The organism is Burkholderia sp. 567 (assembly GCF_040545115.1).
GTDB lineage: Bacteria > Pseudomonadota > Gammaproteobacteria > Burkholderiales > Burkholderiaceae > Burkholderia > Burkholderia ambifaria.
On sequence record NZ_JBEPLG010000010.1, the window covers coordinates 145,957 to 162,995 of the forward strand.

Genomic DNA, 17,039 nt, shown 5'->3' on the forward strand with positions numbered 1-17,039 from the left:
CTTGCCGCACGTGGCGGCAAATTCGCGGACAGGTCGCCCGGCTGTCCCCCGTGTGCGCGGTGGCCGGAAGACGCCTGCCGCCGGGCAGGCAGCAGGCTAAAGAGACTTGCGCAGATTCACTGCCGGGATTTTGAGGGCTTCGCGATACTTGGCAACCGTGCGGCGCGCAACCACGAAACCCTGTTCTGCCAGCAGCTCGGCAATGCGGCTGTCCGAAAGTGGCGATTTTGGGTCTTCAGCTCCTATCAGTTGCTTGATCAGGGCTCGGATGGCGGTCGACGATGCGGCGCCTCCGGTGTCGGTCGAAACGTGTGACCCGAAGAAGTACTTGAATTCCAGCGTACCGAACGGGGTCAGCATGTACTTGCCTGTTGTCACACGGCTGACAGTCGACTCGTGTAGGCCCAGCGTATCAGCTATTTCCCGCAAAACCAAGGGGCGCATGGCGATTTCACCATGCGCGAAGAAATTCTTTTGACGTTCGACAATGGCCTGCGCGACACGCAGGATCGTGTCGAATCGCTGCTGGATGTTCTTGATCAGCCAGCGTGCTTCCTGAAGCTGCTGCTTGAGCGACCCGGCCGACGGATCGCCGCGGCTGTTGCGCAGGATGTTCGCGTACAGGTTGTTGATCCGCAGCCGCGGCATCACTTCCGGATTGAGTTCCGCGAGCCAGCCCTGGCCGGCCTTCTTCACGATGATGTCGGGCACGACGTAGTCGGCCTCGGCCTTGCCGTACGCGGCGCCGGGGAACGGCTCGAGCGAACGGATCAGCGCGTGCGCGTCGCGCAGCGCGTCGTCGCTCGCCTTCAGGTGCTTGCGCAGCCGCGTGAAGTCGCGCGCGGCGAGCAGCTCGAGGTGCTGCGACACGATCTCCAGCGCGAGCGTGCGGGTGGGGGACGGATCGAGCCGCAGCAACTGCAGCTTCAGGCATTCGGAGGCCGAGCGGGCCCCGACCCCGGCCGGGTCGAAGCTGTGCAGCAGCGCGAGCGCCGCATTCAGTTCGTCGCAGTCGACTTCCAGTTCCGGCGGCAGGTCGGAGAGCACTTCGTCGAGCGACGCGGTCAGGTAGCCGTCGTCGTCGAGCGATTCGATCAGGAACATCACGAGTGCGCGATCGCGCGGGCTGGCCTGCGTCATGCGCAACTGCGCGGACAGATGGTCGCGCAGCGACGTCGCGGCTTCCTGCACCTGCAGCGGCGGGAGGTCGTCATCGTCCGACGCACCGCTCGAGCGGCCGTACTCGTCCAGATTCCACTGCGGGCCGTCGCCGGCGTCGCCCGACCCGTAGCCGTCGTATTCGTCGGCGCCGGCCGGCTCGTCGCGCTCGGCGCGTTCGCTCGACGGGCTGCTGCCGTTCGCGGGGCCCGGCTCGATGTTCTGTCCGGAAGGCCCCTGCGCGATCAGCGATCCGTCCGACGCGACACGCAGCGGACTCGTGATCCATTCGTCTTCGTTTTCGAGCAACGGATTTTGCGCGACGGCCATCGCGACTTCCTGCTGCAGTTCGAGCGTCGACAGTTGCAGGAGCCGGATCGACTGCTGCAGTTGCGGGGTCAGCGCCAGGTGTTGCGACAGGCGGAGTTGAAGGCTGGCTTTCATGGCAGAGAGGGAGTCATACCGGCAGTTTGCCACGACCGACCCGCATTGAGCCATCGGCGATTACGCGCGGCGCGGCGCCCGGCCGCGCAGAGGGCCGCCGCGCGGGGCACACGGGCGCAGCCCCGCGCGGCGATGCCGGGCGGGGTGCAGCCAGCCACAAAAAGGGGGAGGTTACATGCGGAAGTGTTCGCCGAGGTACACGCGGCGCACGCTTTCGTTTTCGATGATTTCGCTGGGCGCGCCGGCGGCGAGCACCGAACCGTCGCTGATGATGTACGCGTGGTCGCAGATGCCGAGCGTTTCGCGGACGTTGTGATCGGTGATCAACACGCCGATGTTGCGCTGCTTGAGGAACTTGACGATCTTCTGGATCTCGAGCACCGCGATCGGGTCGACGCCGGCGAACGGTTCGTCGAGCAGGATGAAGTTCGGGCTGGTCGCGAGCGCACGCGCGATCTCGACGCGACGGCGTTCGCCGCCCGACAGCGACAGCGCCGGGTTCTCGCGCAGGTGGCCGATCTGCAGCTCGTCGAGCAGCTCCTCGGTGCGCGCTGCGATCGCGTCCTTCGACAGGCGCTTGCCGTCTTCGCCGTGCTGCAGCTCGAGCACCGCGCGGATGTTTTCCTCGACGGTCAGCTTGCGGAACACCGACGCTTCCTGCGGCAGGTACGACAGGCCGAGCGATGCACGCTTGTGGATCGGCAGCAGGCTGATCGAGCTGCCGTTCAGCGAGATCTCGCCCGCGTCGAGCGGCACGAGGCCGACGATCATGTAGAACGACGTCGTCTTGCCGGCGCCGTTCGGGCCGAGCAGGCCGACGACTTCGCCGCTCTTCACGTCGAGCGACACGTCCTTGACGACCGTGCGCGAGCCGTAGCGCTTCTTCAGGTTGCGCACGACGAGCGAGCTCGTCGCGCCAGCCGGCTGGCGATTCGGTAGCGCGCTCATTGTCCCGGCGCTCCCTGGATCGTGGTCGACGGCGACAGCTTCGCCGGCGCGCCGTTCAGCTGGCCGGGGCCGCCGCTCTTCGGCGACAGCATCGCGCGCACGCGGCCGTTCGGATTGCCCGGCGCCGCGACGTCCTTGCCGCCCTTCGCGGTGTAGAAGTCGCGCTGGCCGTCGTACGTGATCACGCTGCCGTGCACGGTGTCGGCGATCGTCGACGTGCCCTGCAGGCGGCGCACGGTCGCGGCGGTCGTCAGGGTCGTCAGATCCTGCTTGCCGTCGTAGTCGATGCGCTCGGCGTCGCCGTCGATGTACTCGTCGAGGCCTTCGCGCTTCTGGCGGAACGTCGCGTGCTTCTTGCCGCTGCCGAACGACGTTGCGTACTGATAGCCTTCCGGATCCTGGCGCACTTCGACGCGATCGCCCTTGATGATGATCGTGCCCTTCGTGATCACGACGTTGCCGGTCGCGACCGTCACCTGCTTCAGGTCGTCGTAGGTGAGGTTGTCCGCCTCGACGTTGATCGGCTTGTTCTGGTCAGCCTTCTCGGCATGGGCGAGCGGCGCCAGCCCGATGAGCGGGAGCGCCACGAGCGTCGCGGCGAGCGCGGCGCGGACGGCGCGCGCAGCGCCGCCGGAATTCTGTCGAGGGAACGGTTCGTTCATGCAGTCACGTGAGGGATGCGTCACCTGGATTGACCTTTCGAGCCGCCGGACGTGTCCGCCGCGGCGATCGTGCCGCGCACGTTGCCGTAAAGCTCGATGACCCGGGTGACGTTGTTGTACTTCATGCCGTCGGTCGCGTTGACGAGCGACAGGCCGCGCTGAAGTTTAACCGGCTTTTCGGTCTGGATCACATCGTCATTGACCAAGATCCGGAAATGCTGGGAATCGGCCTGCATCTGCGGATCGCCGCCGCCGGCCACGCGCAGGATGCGCGCGTCGTCGTACAAGTCGACGATCGACACGTCGCCGTTGACGGTGCCGCGCTTCGCGGTGGTCGTGACGACCGGCTTGCCGGGCTGGAATGCGCGCATGGCCGGAGCGGTCAGGTCGCTGTTGTCGGTGTCTTCATAGTGGACCAGCTTCGCGGCCGTGAGCCGGTACTGGGTCGTGCCCGACTGGTCGAGCTCGGTGACCGAGAAGTTGTCCGCGAAATAGTCGGGCGTATGGCGCTTCGGCTGCGCGGCGCCTTCGCCGGGCGGCGGCAGCGTCGCCTGCAGCAGCCACCACGTGATGCCCGCGAGCGCGGCGACCGCGATGAGCGGCAGCAACTGGGTCCAGCGGAAATGCGTGTTCATCCGTCAGGCTCCGCAGGCAGCCGCGAGCAGCGCGTCGTAGCGGCGCTGCGCGCGCAGGATCGCGTCGCACACTTCGCGCACCGCGCCGTGGCCGCCGCGGGCCTCGGCCACCCAGTGCGCGCGGGCGATCACCTCGGGGTGCGCGTTGGCCGGCGCGGCCGCGAAGCCGCAGCGCAGCAGCACCGGCAGGTCGGGCCAGTCGTCGCCCATGTAGCCGCATGCGTCGGCGCCGATGTCGAGCGACGCGGTCAGCTCGGCGAACACGGCGAGCTTGTTCTCGACACCCTGGAACAGGTGCGCGATCTTCATCTCCTTCGCGCGCGCCGCGACGATCTCGGAGTTGCGGCCGGTGATGATCGCGGTCGCGATGCCGGCCTCGCCGAGCAGCTTCACGCCATGGCCGTCGAGCGAATTGAACGACTTCATCGCGTCGCCGGACGCGGTAAACAGCAGGCCGCCGTCGGTCAGCACGCCGTCGACGTCGAAAATCATCAGCTTCACGCGGCTCGCGCGTTCGGCCGCAGTCAGCGCTGCGCTCATCAGATCACCTTCTTCGAAAACAGGTCGTGCATGTTCAGCGCGCCGATCAGCGCGCCGTCGGCATCGACCACCAGCATCTGGTTGATCCGGTGGCGCTCCATCAGTTCCACGGCCTCGACCGCGAGATGGTCGGGGCCGATCGTACGCGGTTCGCGCGTCATCACGTCGACGATCGGCAGCGTGCGGAAATCGCCTTCGCGCGCGAGCACGCGGCGCAGGTCGCCGTCGGTGAAGATGCCGGCCACGCGGCCGTCGGGGCCGACCACGGCCGTCATGCCCAGCCGTTTCGCGGTGATCTGGAACAGCGCGTCCGACAGCGTGGCGTCGAGTCCGACGCGCGGCACGTCGTCGCCCGAGCGCATCACGTCGCGCACATGGGTGAGCAGGCGCCGGCCGAGCGCACCGCCCGGATGCGAGCGCGCGAAATCCTCGGAGCCGAAGCCGCGCGCGTCGAGCACCGCGACGGCGAGCGCGTCGCCGAGCGCCAGCGCGGCGGTCGTGCTCGCGGTGGGCGCGAGGTTCAGCGGGCACGCTTCCTTCGACACCGCGGCGTTCAGGTTCACGTCGGCGAGCGTGCCGAGGCTCGATTCCGCACGGCCCGTGATCGCGATCAGCTTCGCGCCGATCCGCTTCACGAGCGGCAGGATCGCGACGAGCTCTTCCGATTCGCCGGAATAGGAGATGCCGATGAAGACGTCGTCCGACGTGACCATCCCGAGGTCGCCATGGCTGGCCTCGGCCGGGTGGACGAAGAAGGCCGGCGTGCCGGTGCTCGCCAGCGTGGCCGCGATCTTGCGGGCGATATGCCCCGATTTGCCGATGCCGGATACCACGACGCGGCCGCGGCAGCCGAGCAGCAGCGCGACGGCCTGCACGAAGTCGCCGTCGAGCTGGTCGCGCAGCGCGCGCACGGCGTCCGCCTCGATGTCGAGCACGTCGCGGGCGAGCGCGAGCGCCCGGTCATCATTGATTTTCGCTATCATGCGCGGAGTATAGCAAAGGCGTTTGTTCGCCGCGCCGCGCCTTCGGACTCGTCCGAGGTCGTTTGCCCCCCGCCACCACCCGCGCCCGCATTGCCGTGGCCCCGACGAACGAGGACGCTTTGCCTGTGATTTCCCCGCTCGAAATGACCCTGCTGCTGCTGCTGGCCTCGGTGGTGGGCGTCGTCGTCTTTCGTTCGTTGAACCTGCCGCCGATGCTCGGCTACCTGACCGTCGGCATCCTGGTCGGCCCGCACTCATTCGGCATCGCCGCGGACCTCGAACGGGCCGAGCACCTCGCGGAATTCGGCGTGGTATTCCTGATGTTCTCGATCGGCCTCGAATTCTCGCTCGCGAAGCTGAGGGCGATGCAGCGGCTCGTGTTCGGGCTCGGGCTGCTGCAGGTGGTCGTGACGCTCGTGCTCGCGGTCGCGCTCGGGGCGCTGTTCGAGCGCTGGGTGCACATCACGTGGCAGGGCAGCGTCGCGCTCGGCGGCGCGCTAGCGATGTCGTCCACGGCCATCGTATCGAAGATGCTCGCCGAGCGGCTCGAGATCGAGACCGAGCACGGCCGCAACATCTTCGGCGTGCTGCTGTTCCAGGATCTCGCGGTGGTGCCGCTGCTGATCGTGATCGCCGCATTCGGCGCGGAGTCGTCGAAGGATCTCGCGATCACGCTCGGCTTCGCGGCGGTCAAGATCGTGATCGCGCTCGCGCTGCTGCTCGTCATCGGCCAGCGCTTCATGACGCGCTGGCTCAACGTGGTCGCGCGGCGCCGCTCGCAGGAACTGTTCGTGCTGAACCTGCTGCTCATCACGCTCGGCGCCGCGTTCATCACCGACCGCTTCGGGCTGTCGCTCGCGCTCGGCGCGTTCATCGCGGGGATGCTGATCTCCGAGACGCCGTTCCGTCATCAGGTGGAAGAGGACATCAAGCCGTTTCGCGACGTGCTGCTCGGGCTGTTCTTCGTGACGACCGGGATGCTGCTCGATGCGCGCGTGATCTGGGAGCACCCGTTGCTCGTGCTCGGCTTCTTCGTCGGGCAGATCCTGTTCAAGGGGACGATGATCGCGGGGCTCGCGCGCCTGTTCGGCGCGACGCCGGGCGTCGCGATGCGCACCGGCATCGGGCTCGCGCAGGCCGGCGAATTCGGCTTCGTGCTGCTGAACCTGATCCTCGACCGGCATCTCGTCGATTCGACGCTGTTGCAGGCGATCCTCGCGTCGATGCTGCTGTCGATGCTCGCCGCGCCGTTCCTGATCCAGAACGCCGACCGGATCGTGATGCGGCTGTCGTCGACGGAATGGATGCAGCAGTCGCTGCAGATGACGCGGATCGCGACGCAAAGCCTCAAGCAGCGCGGCCACGTGATCATCTGCGGCTACGGCCGCGCGGGCCAGAACCTGGCGCGCATGCTCGAGCAGGAAGGCATTTCGTACGTGGCGCTGGACCTCGATCCCGATCGCGTGAGCGCGGCGGCGACGGCCGGCGAATCGGTCGTGTTCGGCGACGCCGCGCGTCGCGAGTCGCTGCTCGCGGCCGGTATCCATCGCGCGGCGGCCGTCGCGATCACGTATGCGAACACGCCGTCCGCGCTGCGCGTGCTGCACCACGTGCACGAGCTGGAGCCGACGCTGCCGGCGATCGTGCGCACGGTCGACGACGCCGATCTCGAGAAGCTGCTCGCGGCCGGCGCGACCGAGGTGATTCCGGAAATCGTCGAGGGCAGCCTGATGCTCGCGTCGCACACGCTGGTGCTGGTCGGCGTGCCGATGCGCAAGGTCGTGCGGCGCGTCGAGGAGATGCGCGACGCGCGTTACCAGCTGCTGCGCGGCTATTTCCACGGCGCCGACGACGCGGACGACGACGACCACGAGCAGGTGCGGCTACAATCGGTGCCGGTCGACGCGCGCGCGGACGCGGTCGGGCGCTCGCTGGAGGAGCTCGGGCTGTATGCGCTCGGGCTGGAAGTCACGGCGATCCGCCGGCACGGGATTCGCGGCGTCGAACCCGACCCGCTGACCAAGCTGCGCGCGAGCGACATCGTCGTGCTGCGCGGGCTGCCCGAGGCGCTCGCGCTCGCGGAAGAGCGGCTGTCGCGCCATCGGCGCGAGCCGCCGGCCGCGGTCGCCTGACTCGCGCTTCGTTGACCTGACCCGTATTGATTCGAAACGGTGCCCGATCTTCGCGCACCGTTTTTTTCGGAGAGTTTCATGCCGCATTCGTCGCCGGGCGCACCGCTCGATCCGGTCGCCTTCATCCACAGCCAGATCCGCACCGTGCCCGACTGGCCGCAGCCGGGCGTGCAGTTCCGCGACATCACGACGCTGCTGCAGAGCCCGAAGGCGCTGCGCATCCTCGTCGACCTGTTCGTCGAACGCTATGTCGATGCGAAGCTCGACTACGTCGCGGGGCTCGATGCGCGCGGCTTCATCATCGCGCCGATCGTCGCGTACGAGCTGAGCGTCGGCTTCGTGCCGATCCGCAAGGTCGGCAAGCTGCCGTACAAGACGCGCTCGGAATCCTACGACCTCGAATACGGCAGCGCGACGGTCGAGATCCACGAGGACGCGTGCCGCCCCGGCGACCGCGTGATCATCATGGACGACCTGATCGCGACCGGCGGCACGATGATGGCGGGGCGCAACCTGCTGCAGCGGCTCGGCGCGGTCGTCGTCGAGGGCGCGGCGATCATCGACCTGCCCGATCTCGGCGGCTCGACGCTGCTGCGCAACGCGGGGCTGCCCGTCTATACCGTCACCGAATTCGCCGGCCACTGAACGCCGGCCCACGCCGCGAGGTCACGATGCCCAACTTCATGCTGTTTCTCGCCACGTCGATCGCGATCACGTTCGCGCCCGGTCCCGACAACCTGCAGGTGCTCGCACGCGGCATCTCGCAGGGCCGCGCGGCCGGCTTCGTCGCGGCGCTCGGCTTCACGGCCGGGATCCTGTTCCATACGACGCTCGCGGCGCTCGGCGTCGCGGCCGTGCTGCGCTCGTCGCCGGTCGCGTTCCAGGTGCTGAAGCTCGCGGGTGCCGCGTACCTCGTGTGGATCGGCATCAAGGCGCTGCGCAGCCAGGGCCTCGCGAACGCGCATGCGCGTGCGCCGCAGCCGCTTCGCGCGATCTTCCGGCAGAGCGTGATCGGCAACCTGATGAACCCGAAAGTCACGCTGTTCTTCGTCGTATTCCTGCCGCAGTTCGTCGATCCGCACGGCGCGCAGGGCGTGACGCTGCAGATGTTCGAGCTCGGCGCGCTGTTCATGCTGCAGACGGCTGCGATCTTCTCGCTGTTCGGCGTCGGCGCGGGCGCGATCGGCGCATGGCTGAAGCGCCGTCCGAAGGCCGGCGTGTGGCTCGACCGCATTGCCGGCGCGACCTTCATCGCGATCGGCATCCGCGTGGCGCTGAAGGACTGAACCCGATGACGTTTCCATGCATTGCGGCCGCGCGCCGCTTCGATCCGGCCGCGCACCTGCGTTTCGAGATCGCGGGCGAGCAGGTCGGCTGGGTGCGTCGCCGCGACGTCGCGAAGCTCGAGCGCTGGCCGGACGTGTTCGAGCTGACCGACGAGCGCGTCGTGCTGTCGGCGCGCTATGACACGGTCGATGCGCGCAGCATGGCGCTCGCGAGCGCGATCGGCGCGCTGGCGGCCGAAGGCGCGATTCCCGGCTGGCGCGACGAGATCTATGCGATCCGCAACCGCTTCGACGATCCGCCGCTCGCGTATATCGAGCGCGCCGCGTCGCGTTTTTTCGGCACGCAGACTTATGCGGTGCACCTGAACGGCATCGTAGAATATGCGGCTGCGCCGGGTTCGCCCGCCGCGCCGCAGATGTGGCTCGGCCGCCGCAGCACGACCAAGGCCACCGACCCCGGCATGCTCGACAACGTCGTCGCGGGCGGCATCGGCTGGGGCTTGGGCGTTCACGAGACGCTCGCGAAGGAATGCTGGGAAGAGGCCGGCATGCCGGCCGAACTGGCGGCGCGCGCGATCGCGGGCCGGGCGGTGCAGGTGCTGTGCTCGCTGCCGGAAGGCACGCAGTCCGAACTGATCTTCGTGTACGACCTGCCGCTGCCGCGCGACTTCGCGCCGCACAACCAGGACGGCGAAGTGGCCGAGCACCTGCTGGCCGGCGTGCCCGAGGTGATCGGCTGGTTGCGCGAAGGCCGCGCGACGATGGATGCGAGCCTCGCGATACTCGACACGCTGCTGCGCCACCGCTGGCTCGCGGCGGACGACGCGGCGGGCATCGACGCGCTGTTCGCGCCGGCCGCGTAACGCGCCGAACGGCCTATTTGACGAATACCGAAACGAAGGGAGTAGCGGTCATGTCGACCGATCACAGCTTTATCTTGAAACTGTCGTGCCCCGACCGGCACGGCATCGTTCACGCGGTCTCGGGCTTCCTGTTCGAGCGCAGCAACAACATCCTCGACTCGGCGCAGTTCGGCGACAGCCGCACCGGCGAGTTCTTCATGCGCGTGCACTTCGAGCAGGATGCCGACGGCGCGGATGCCGCGTCGGCGCTCGACACGCTGCGCCAGGAATTCGCGCCGCTCGCCGAGCAGTTCGCGATGCGCTGGGAGCTGCACGACGCGGCCGTGAAGCCGCGTGTCGTGATCATGGTGTCGAAGATCGGCCACTGCCTGAACGACCTGCTGTTCCGCTACCGCACCGGCCAGCTGCCGATCGAGATCCCGGCGATCGTGTCGAACCACAAGGAGTTCTACCAGCTCGCCGCGAGCTACAACATCCCGTTTCATCACTTCCCGCTCGTGGGCGGCTCGTCCGATGCGGCGAAAGCCGCGCAGGAGGCGCGCGTGCTGGAAGTGATCGACGAGCACCAGGCCGATCTCGTCGTGCTCGCGCGCTACATGCAGATCCTGTCGCCGAACATGTGCCAGCAGCTCGCCGGCCGCGCGATCAACATCCATCATTCGTTCCTGCCGAGCTTCAAGGGCGCGAAGCCGTATTACCAGGCGTTCGACCGCGGCGTGAAGCTGATCGGCGCGACCGCGCACTACGTGACGACCGACCTCGACGAAGGCCCGATCATCGAGCAGGAAGTCGAGCGCGTCGACCACAGCATGACGCCCGACCAGCTCACCGCGATCGGCCGCGACGTCGAGTGCGTGACGCTCGCGCGGGCGGTGAAGTGGCACGTCGAGCACCGGATCGTGCTGAACGGGACGAAGACCGTCGTGTTCCGCTGATCGGCGGTGCGCGTCGACCAGCGGCCATCGGCCATCGGCCGGCCCCGCAAGTAACAACGCCGCGCCCTGGGGCGCGGCGTTTTTTTTCGCGTGATGCGCGGCGCGTCAGATCAGCCGCAGCATGTACAGCTCGCGCTTCAGGTACGCATAGAAGATCGGCGCGGCGATCACGCCCGGCAGCCCGAACGCGGCTTCCATGATCAGCATCGCGAGCAGCAGCTCCCACGCGCGCGACTCGATCTGGCCGCCGATGATCTTCGCGTTCAGGAAATATTCGAGCTTGTGGATCACGACGAGGAACGCGAGCGACGCGATCGCGGTGCCCATGCTGACCGACAGCGACACCGCGACGATCAGCGTGTTCGAGATCAGGTTGCCGATCACCGGCAGCAGCCCGACGATGAACGTGACGAGCACGAGCGTTTTGGACAGCGGCAGCCGCTGGTGGAAGATCGGCAGCGCGACGAGCAGGTAGATGCCGGTGAAGGCCGCGTTGATCGCCGAGATCTTGATCTGCGCGAACACGATCCGGCGGAACGATTCGGCGAAGCGCGACACGCGCGTCACGAGCGCGGTGGACAGCGGCCGGCGCACCTTGCCGTGCTCGACGCCGATCGCGATCATCGCGCCGATGATCATCCCGAACAGCACATGGCCGAAGCCGCGCGCGACGCTCTTGCCGCCTTGCTGGAGCTGATCCATGTGCGAGTGCATCAGCAGCGCCGCCTTGGCTTTCATCTGTTCGACGTCGACGGGCAGCAGGTTCGCGATCCAGGCCGGCGTGCGGGCGCGCGTCTGCTCGACGATCTGCATCAGCTGGCCGAGCAGGCTCTGCAGGTTCGGCACCGTGTGCTCGAAGTGATCGATGATGCCGATCGTCAGGCCCGTGAGCCCGCCGACGATCGCGATCGACAGCAGCACGACGGAGACCCAGCGCGCGCGCATGCTCGTCGTGTGGCGTTCGATCACCGGGGCGATCGTGTGGATCAGCTGATAGACCAGCAGGCCGGCCAGCAGCCCGCCCAGCAGCTTGAGTTCGATGACGAGCACCATCGCGACGAGGGCGAACAGATAGCTGCCGATCTCGATCGCCGACAGCTTCGGCAGGCTGAAGTCGCTCGTCAGCCGCACGCTGCGCAGGTGGGGCTCGCGGCTCTGCGCGTCGCGCGACTCTTGTTGCTTCTCCATCGTGGATTCCTGTCGTTCGTGTGTCGCGCCGCGCGGTGGGCGGCAGGACGGTGCTCGCCCGGCGTCGCACCGGATTGGTGCGGATAGCGAACCTTACGACCGTAAAGTATAGCCGCCATTATGGTCTGTCACGGGACAGTTTGGCTCGTGGTGTATACGCAGAAGGGAAAACGAGGGGGGGCCGGCGCCGCGGGCGGGCGCCGGCAGGCGGCCGGGGCGGCCGCGCGCGGGAACGGAAGCGCTCAGCCGGCCGCCGCCTTGCGGGGTGAACGCTTGAGCAGCGGCGCGAGGTACTTGCCGGTGAAGCTCGCCTTGGTCTTCGCGATCTCCTCGGGCGTGCCTTGGGCGATGATCTGGCCGCCGCCGGCACCGCCTTCGGGGCCAAGGTCGATCACCCAGTCGGCCGTCTTGATCACGTCGAGATTGTGCTCGATGATCACGACCGTGTTGCCTTGGTCGCGCAACCGGTGAATCACCTCGAGCAGCAGCGCGATGTCGTGGAAGTGCAGGCCGGTGGTCGGCTCATCCAGGATGTACAGCGTGCGGCCCGTGTCGCGCTTCGACAGCTCCAGCGACAGCTTCACGCGCTGCGCCTCGCCGCCCGACAGCGTCGTGGCCGACTGGCCGAGGCGGATGTAGCCGAGACCGACGTCGAGCAGCGTCTTCAGCTTGCGGGCGATCACCGGCACCGCGCTGAAGAATTCGTACGCCTGCTCGACCGTCATGTCGAGCACTTCGCTGATGTTCTTGCCCTTGTAATGCACGTCGAGCGTTTCGCGGTTGTAGCGCTTGCCGTGGCACACGTCGCACGGCACGTAGACGTCCGGCAGGAAGTGCATCTCGACCTTCAGCACGCCGTCGCCCTGGCACGACTCGCAGCGGCCGCCCTTCACGTTGAACGAGAAGCGGCCCGGATCGTAGCCGCGCTCCTTCGCGGTCGGCACGCCCGAGAACAGCTCGCGGATCGGCGTGAACAGGCCCGTGTAGGTGGCCGGGTTCGAGCGCGGCGTGCGGCCGATCGGCGACTGGTCGACGTTGATCACCTTGTCGAAGTGTTCCAGCCCCTCGATCGCCTCGTGCGGCGCCGGCTCGGCCGACGAGCCGTACAGGTGGCGCGCGACCGCGTGATACAGCGTGTCGTTGATCAGCGTCGACTTGCCGGAGCCCGACACGCCGGTGATGCAGGTCAGCAGGCCGACCGGCAACTCGAGGTCGACGTGCTTCAGGTTGTTGCCGTGCGCGTCGACGATGCGCAGCATCCGCTCGGGATCGGGCGCGAACCGCTCGTCCGGATACTCGATCGTGCGCTTGCCGACCAGATACTGGCCCGTGAGAGACTGCGGGTTCGACTGCACCTGCTTCGGCGTGCCTTCGGCGACCACCACGCCGCCATGCTCGCCCGCGCCCGGGCCCATGTCGACGACGTAGTCGGCCGTGCGGATCATGTCCTCGTCGTGCTCGACGACGATCACCGAGTTGCCGAGGTCCCGCAGGTGCTTGAGCGTCGCGATCAGGCGGTCGTTGTCGCGCTGGTGCAGGCCGATCGACGGCTCGTCGAGCACGTACATCACGCCGGTCAGGCCCGAGCCGATCTGGGACGCGAGCCGGATCCGCTGCGCCTCGCCGCCGGACAGCGTCTCGGCGCTGCGCTCGAGCGACAGGTAGTCGAGGCCGACGTTGTTCAGGAAGGTCAGGCGCGCGACGATTTCCTGGATCACCTTGTCGGCGATCTCGCGTTTTGCGCCGTCGAGCGACAGGCCGGCGAAATAGCCGAGCGCGTCGCGCAGCGGCCAGCCGCTGATTTCATAGATGCCGCGCGCGTAGTCGCCCGCGCCGACCCGCACGTGGCGCGCCTCGCGGCGCAGCCGCGTGCCTTCGCACGACGGGCACGGCTGGTTGTTCTGGTACTTCGAGAGTTCTTCGCGCACCGCGACCGAATCGGTCTCGCGGTAGCGGCGCTCGAGGTTCGGGATGATCCCTTCGAACACGTGCTCGCGGATCGTCGTGCGGCCGCGCTCGTTGATGTACGAGAACGGGATCGTCTGCTTGCCCGAACCGAACAGCAGCACCTTGCGGATCTTTTCCGGCAGATCCTCGAACGCGGCGTCGATGTCGAATTCGTAGAACGCCGCGAGGCTCTGCAGCATCTGGAAGTAGAACTGGTTGCGGCGGTCCCAGCCCTTCACGGCGCCCGCGGCGAGCGACAGCGACGGGTGCGCGACGACCCGCTTCGGGTCGAAGAACGTGATCTGGCCGAGGCCGTCGCATTCGGGGCACGCACCCATCGGGTTGTTGAACGAGAACAGGCGCGGCTCGAGCTCCTGCAGCGAGTACGAGCAGATCGGGCACGCGAACTTCGAGCTGAACAGGTGCTCGTGGTCGGTATCCATCTCGAGCGCGATCGCGCGGCCGTCGGCGAGGCGCAGCGCGGTCTCGAACGATTCCGCGAGGCGCTGCTTCATGTCCGGGCGCACCTTCAGGCGGTCGACGACGACGTCGATCGTGTGCTTGTCGTTCTTCTTGAGCTTCGGCAGCGACTCGACCTCGTAGATCTTCGCGACGCCTTCGTTCGCGGTGCCGCCGCCCGAGCGCACGCGAAAGCGCACGAAGCCCTGCGCCTGCATGTCCTCGAACAGCTCGGCGTGCTCGCCCTTGCGGTTCGCGACGACGGGCGCGAGGATCATCAGCTTGGTTTCCTCGGGCAGCGCGAGCGCGGCGTCGACCATCTGCGACACGCTCTGCGCCTCGAGCGGGATGTCGTGGTCGGGGCAGTAGGGCGTGCCGACCCGTGCGAACAAAAGTCGCAGGTAGTCGTGGATCTCGGTGACCGTGCCGACGGTCGAACGCGGGTTGTGGGACGTCGCCTTCTGCTCGATCGAGATCGCGGGCGACAGCCCCTCGATCAGGTCGACATCGGGTTTCTCCATCAACTGCAGGAACTGGCGGGCGTAGGCGGACAGGCTTTCGACGTAGCGGCGCTGGCCCTCTGCATAAAGGGTGTCGAACGCGAGCGACGACTTGCCCGACCCGGACAACCCGGTAATCACGATCAGCTTGTGGCGCGGCAGGTCGAGATTGACGTTTTTCAGGTTGTGGGTGCGTGCCCCACGGATACGGATCTGTTCCATGAACCTGGCGAAAATGGAGGGAACCAAACCTGCTACTATAACGGCTTTTCGAGGCCGTCGTTGGGGGCCCCCAGCCTTTGCAGCAACTGGCAGCAAGGCGGTGCCCACGCCGGGGAAGCGGCCGCGCCGCACGGCTTCGGACGGCCCGCGGGCTGCCCGTCGGACGTCCCGGAAAGCGCCAGCCAGGCCTGCCGGGCCGGTGGCCCTGATCTTCCGCCGCCCGCCGCCGGGCGGACATTCCGATCATTCGAAATTCATTCCCGATGTCCAATCCGTCCGCCACGTCTTCCCGCATGAGTGCGCCCGAACTGCGCGCGACCACGTCGCTCGCGGCGATCTTCGCGCTGCGCATGCTCGGCCTGTTCATGATCATGCCGGTGTTCTCGGTCTACGCGAAAACCATCCCGGGCGGCGACAACGTGCTGCTCGTCGGCATCGCGCTCGGGGCCTACGGCGTCACGCAGTCGCTGTTCTACATCTTCTACGGGTGGGCGTCCGACAAGTTCGGCCGCAAGCCGGTGATCGCCACGGGCCTCGTGATCTTCGCGCTCGGCAGCTTCGTCGCCGCGTTCGCGCACGACATCACGTGGATCATCGTCGGCCGCGTGATCCAGGGGATGGGCGCCGTGTCGTCCGCGGTGCTCGCGTTCATCGCCGACCTGACCTCCGAGCAGAACCGCACCAAGGCGATGGCGATGGTCGGCGGCTCGATCGGCGTGTCGTTCGCGGTCGCGATCGTCGGCGCGCCGATCGTGTTCCACTGGGTCGGGATGAGCGGGCTGTTCGCGATCGTCGGTGTGCTGTCGATCCTCGCGATCGGCGTCGTCGTGTGGATCGTGCCCGACGCGGCGAAGCCCGTGCACGTGCCGGCGCCGTTCGCCGAGGTGCTGCACAACGGCGAGCTGCTGCGCCTGAACTTCGGCGTGCTCGTGCTGCACGCGACGCAGACGGCGCTGTTCCTCGTCGTGCCGCGCCTGCTGGTCGACGGCGGGCTGCCGGTCGCCGCGCACTGGAAGGTCTACCTGCCGGTGATGGGGCTCGCGTTCGTGATGATGGTGCCGGCGATCATCGTCGCGGAAAAACGGGGCAAGATGAAACCGGTGCTGCTCGGCGGGATCCTCGCTATCCTGATCGGCCAATTGTTGCTGGGCAGCGCACCGCATACCATTCTCATTGTGGCGGCGATCCTGTTCGTGTACTTCCTGGGCTTCAACATCCTGGAAGCATCGCAGCCGTCGCTCGTGTCGAAGCTCGCGCCCGGTTCGCGCAAGGGCGCGGCCACGGGCGTCTATAACACCACGCAATCGATCGGGCTCGCGCTCGGCGGCATCGTGGGCGGCTGGCTGCTGAAGCACGGCGGCGCGAACACCGTCTTTTATGCGTGTTCTGGGCTCGTGGCGGCGTGGCTTATAATCGCGGCCAGCATGAAAGCGCCGCCGCGCAAGGCCTGAACCTACTTTTCGGACACGCACGGGCGGCGCTCGCCGGCTTGTCCGGCGGGCCGCTCCGACGTCTGTCGCGGGCGGCCCGGCATCGAATTTACTGGAGAAACACATGGCATCCGTCAACAAGGTCATCCTCGTCGGCAATCTCGGCGCCGATCCTGAAGTCCGTTACCTGCCGAGCGGCGACGCGGTTGCGAACATCCGTCTCGCGACGACCGATCGCTACAAGGACAAGGCGAGCGGCGATTTCAAGGAAATGACCGAGTGGCACCGCGTGGCGTTCTTCGGCCGTCTCGCCGAAATCGTCAGCGAATACCTGAAGAAGGGCTCGTCGGTCTATATCGAAGGCCGCATCCGCACGCGCAAGTGGCAGGGCCAGGACGGCCAGGATCGCTACTCGACCGAAATCGTCGCCGACCAGATGCAGATGCTCGGCGGCCGCGGCGGCGCGGGCGGCGGCGGTGGCGGCAGTGACGAAGGCGGTTACGGCGGCGGCTACGGTGGTGGTGGCGGCGGTCGCGGCGGCGAGCAAATGGAGCGCGGTGGTGGCGGCGGTGGCCGTGCTGGCGGCGCACCGCGCGGCGGCGCAGCAGGCGGCGGCCAGAGCCGTCCGAGCGCGCCGGCAGGCGGCGGCTTCGACGAGATGGACGACGATATTCCGTTCTAAGCGGAACGTTGGTTCCCGCTGTACG

The 17,039-nt window shown here is 67.5% G+C and carries 15 protein-coding genes; 7 read left to right on the top strand and 8 right to left on the bottom strand.

Annotated elements, in window-relative coordinates:
• Positions 1–96 precede the first annotated feature (96 nt).
• From ABIC50_RS26620 to kdsD, 6 genes are all read right to left on the bottom strand, one after another.
• The gene (locus tag ABIC50_RS26620) at positions 97–1,602 is read right to left on the bottom strand and encodes an RNA polymerase factor sigma-54 (RefSeq protein WP_175710571.1); all 1,506 of its coding nucleotides are present in this window, start codon (positions 1,600–1,602) and stop codon (positions 97–99) included.
• A 171-nt stretch (positions 1,603–1,773) separates the two neighbouring features.
• The gene (lptB, locus tag ABIC50_RS26625) at positions 1,774–2,550 is read right to left on the bottom strand and encodes an LPS export ABC transporter ATP-binding protein (RefSeq protein ID WP_175656273.1); all 777 of its coding nucleotides are present in this window, start codon (positions 2,548–2,550) and stop codon (positions 1,774–1,776) included.
• Positions 2,547–3,212 (bottom strand): lipopolysaccharide transport periplasmic protein LptA, encoded by a 666-nt coding sequence (gene lptA, locus ABIC50_RS26630; protein ID WP_011657963.1) that lies wholly within the window; start codon positions 3,210–3,212, stop codon positions 2,547–2,549. The genes lptB and lptA overlap by 4 nt, the downstream gene beginning before the upstream one ends.
• A 20-nt stretch (positions 3,213–3,232) precedes the next feature.
• Positions 3,233–3,847 carry an LPS export ABC transporter periplasmic protein LptC gene (lptC, locus tag ABIC50_RS26635; protein ID WP_011657962.1) on the bottom strand — a complete coding sequence of 205 codons (615 nt, stop codon included), beginning with the start codon at positions 3,845–3,847 and terminating at the stop codon, positions 3,233–3,235.
• Between the two features lie 3 nt (positions 3,848–3,850).
• Positions 3,851–4,387 carry a KdsC family phosphatase gene (locus tag ABIC50_RS26640; protein ID WP_105833002.1) on the bottom strand — a complete coding sequence of 179 codons (537 nt, stop codon included), beginning with the start codon at positions 4,385–4,387 and terminating at the stop codon, positions 3,851–3,853.
• The gene (kdsD, locus tag ABIC50_RS26645) at positions 4,387–5,370 is read right to left on the bottom strand and encodes an arabinose 5-phosphate isomerase KdsD (RefSeq protein WP_126228526.1); all 984 of its coding nucleotides are present in this window, start codon (positions 5,368–5,370) and stop codon (positions 4,387–4,389) included. Before kdsD ends, ABIC50_RS26640 begins: the two co-directional genes overlap by 1 nt.
• A 125-nt stretch (positions 5,371–5,495) precedes the next feature.
• Here kdsD and ABIC50_RS26650 point away from each other — a divergent pair, with 125 nt between their 5' ends.
• From ABIC50_RS26650 to purU, 5 genes are all read left to right on the top strand, one after another.
• Complete coding sequence (locus tag ABIC50_RS26650; protein ID WP_175662521.1) at positions 5,496–7,502, top strand: monovalent cation:proton antiporter family protein; 2,007 nt, start codon at positions 5,496–5,498, stop codon at positions 7,500–7,502.
• A 78-nt stretch (positions 7,503–7,580) separates the two neighbouring features.
• On the top strand, positions 7,581–8,147 hold the full coding sequence (locus ABIC50_RS26655) for an adenine phosphoribosyltransferase (protein WP_011657958.1): 567 nt from the start codon (positions 7,581–7,583) through the stop codon (positions 8,145–8,147).
• 26 nt (positions 8,148–8,173) lie between these two features.
• Positions 8,174–8,788, top strand: coding sequence for a LysE family translocator (locus ABIC50_RS26660; protein WP_165752049.1), 615 nt, complete (start codon positions 8,174–8,176; stop codon positions 8,786–8,788).
• 5 nt (positions 8,789–8,793) lie between these two features.
• Positions 8,794–9,651 (top strand): NUDIX hydrolase, encoded by an 858-nt coding sequence (locus ABIC50_RS26665; RefSeq protein WP_354167969.1) that lies wholly within the window; start codon positions 8,794–8,796, stop codon positions 9,649–9,651.
• 50 nt (positions 9,652–9,701) lie between these two features.
• Positions 9,702–10,586, top strand: coding sequence for a formyltetrahydrofolate deformylase (gene purU, locus ABIC50_RS26670; protein WP_011657955.1), 885 nt, complete (start codon positions 9,702–9,704; stop codon positions 10,584–10,586).
• A 105-nt stretch (positions 10,587–10,691) separates the two neighbouring features.
• Here purU and ABIC50_RS26675 read toward each other — a convergent pair whose 3' ends face one another.
• Positions 10,692–11,774 (bottom strand): AI-2E family transporter, encoded by a 1,083-nt coding sequence (locus ABIC50_RS26675; protein ID WP_011657954.1) that lies wholly within the window; start codon positions 11,772–11,774, stop codon positions 10,692–10,694.
• A gap of 242 nt (positions 11,775–12,016) precedes the next feature.
• Positions 12,017–14,902, bottom strand: coding sequence for an excinuclease ABC subunit UvrA (uvrA, locus tag ABIC50_RS26680; RefSeq protein ID WP_012364727.1), 2,886 nt, complete (start codon positions 14,900–14,902; stop codon positions 12,017–12,019).
• 263 nt (positions 14,903–15,165) lie between these two features.
• On the opposite strand from uvrA, the gene ABIC50_RS26685 reads away from it, so the two are divergent.
• Together ABIC50_RS26685 and ABIC50_RS26690 are read left to right on the top strand one after the other, a co-directional pair.
• On the top strand, positions 15,166–16,353 hold the full coding sequence (locus ABIC50_RS26685) for an MFS transporter (protein ID WP_034176676.1): 1,188 nt from the start codon (positions 15,166–15,168) through the stop codon (positions 16,351–16,353).
• Between the two features lie 103 nt (positions 16,354–16,456).
• Positions 16,457–17,014, top strand: coding sequence for a single-stranded DNA-binding protein (locus ABIC50_RS26690; RefSeq protein ID WP_175706572.1), 558 nt, complete (start codon positions 16,457–16,459; stop codon positions 17,012–17,014).
• The last annotated feature ends 25 nt before the right edge of the window (positions 17,015–17,039 follow it).

Bases quoted from the DNA above. Each gene is read 5' to 3' on its own strand.
- ABIC50_RS26620 (WP_175710571.1), bottom strand. From the start codon at position 1,602: ATGAAAGCCAGCCTTCAACTCCGCCTGTCGCAACACCTGGCGCTGACC.
- lptB (WP_175656273.1), bottom strand. From the start codon at position 2,550: ATGAGCGCGCTACCGAATCGCCAGCCGGCTGGCGCGACGAGCTCGCTC.
- lptA (WP_011657963.1), bottom strand. From the start codon at position 3,212: ATGAACGAACCGTTCCCTCGACAGAATTCCGGCGGCGCTGCGCGCGCC.
- lptC (WP_011657962.1), bottom strand. From the start codon at position 3,847: ATGAACACGCATTTCCGCTGGACCCAGTTGCTGCCGCTCATCGCGGTC.
- ABIC50_RS26640 (WP_105833002.1), bottom strand. From the start codon at position 4,387: ATGAGCGCAGCGCTGACTGCGGCCGAACGCGCGAGCCGCGTGAAGCTG.
- kdsD (WP_126228526.1), bottom strand. From the start codon at position 5,370: ATGATAGCGAAAATCAATGATGACCGGGCGCTCGCGCTCGCCCGCGAC.
- ABIC50_RS26655 (WP_011657958.1), top strand. From the start codon at position 7,581: ATGCCGCATTCGTCGCCGGGCGCACCGCTCGATCCGGTCGCCTTCATC.
- ABIC50_RS26660 (WP_165752049.1), top strand. From the start codon at position 8,174: ATGCCCAACTTCATGCTGTTTCTCGCCACGTCGATCGCGATCACGTTC.
- ABIC50_RS26665 (WP_354167969.1), top strand. From the start codon at position 8,794: ATGACGTTTCCATGCATTGCGGCCGCGCGCCGCTTCGATCCGGCCGCG.
- purU (WP_011657955.1), top strand. From the start codon at position 9,702: ATGTCGACCGATCACAGCTTTATCTTGAAACTGTCGTGCCCCGACCGG.
- ABIC50_RS26675 (WP_011657954.1), bottom strand. From the start codon at position 11,774: ATGGAGAAGCAACAAGAGTCGCGCGACGCGCAGAGCCGCGAGCCCCAC.
- uvrA (WP_012364727.1), bottom strand. From the start codon at position 14,902: ATGGAACAGATCCGTATCCGTGGGGCACGCACCCACAACCTGAAAAAC.
- ABIC50_RS26685 (WP_034176676.1), top strand. From the start codon at position 15,166: ATGTCCAATCCGTCCGCCACGTCTTCCCGCATGAGTGCGCCCGAACTG.
- ABIC50_RS26690 (WP_175706572.1), top strand. From the start codon at position 16,457: ATGGCATCCGTCAACAAGGTCATCCTCGTCGGCAATCTCGGCGCCGAT.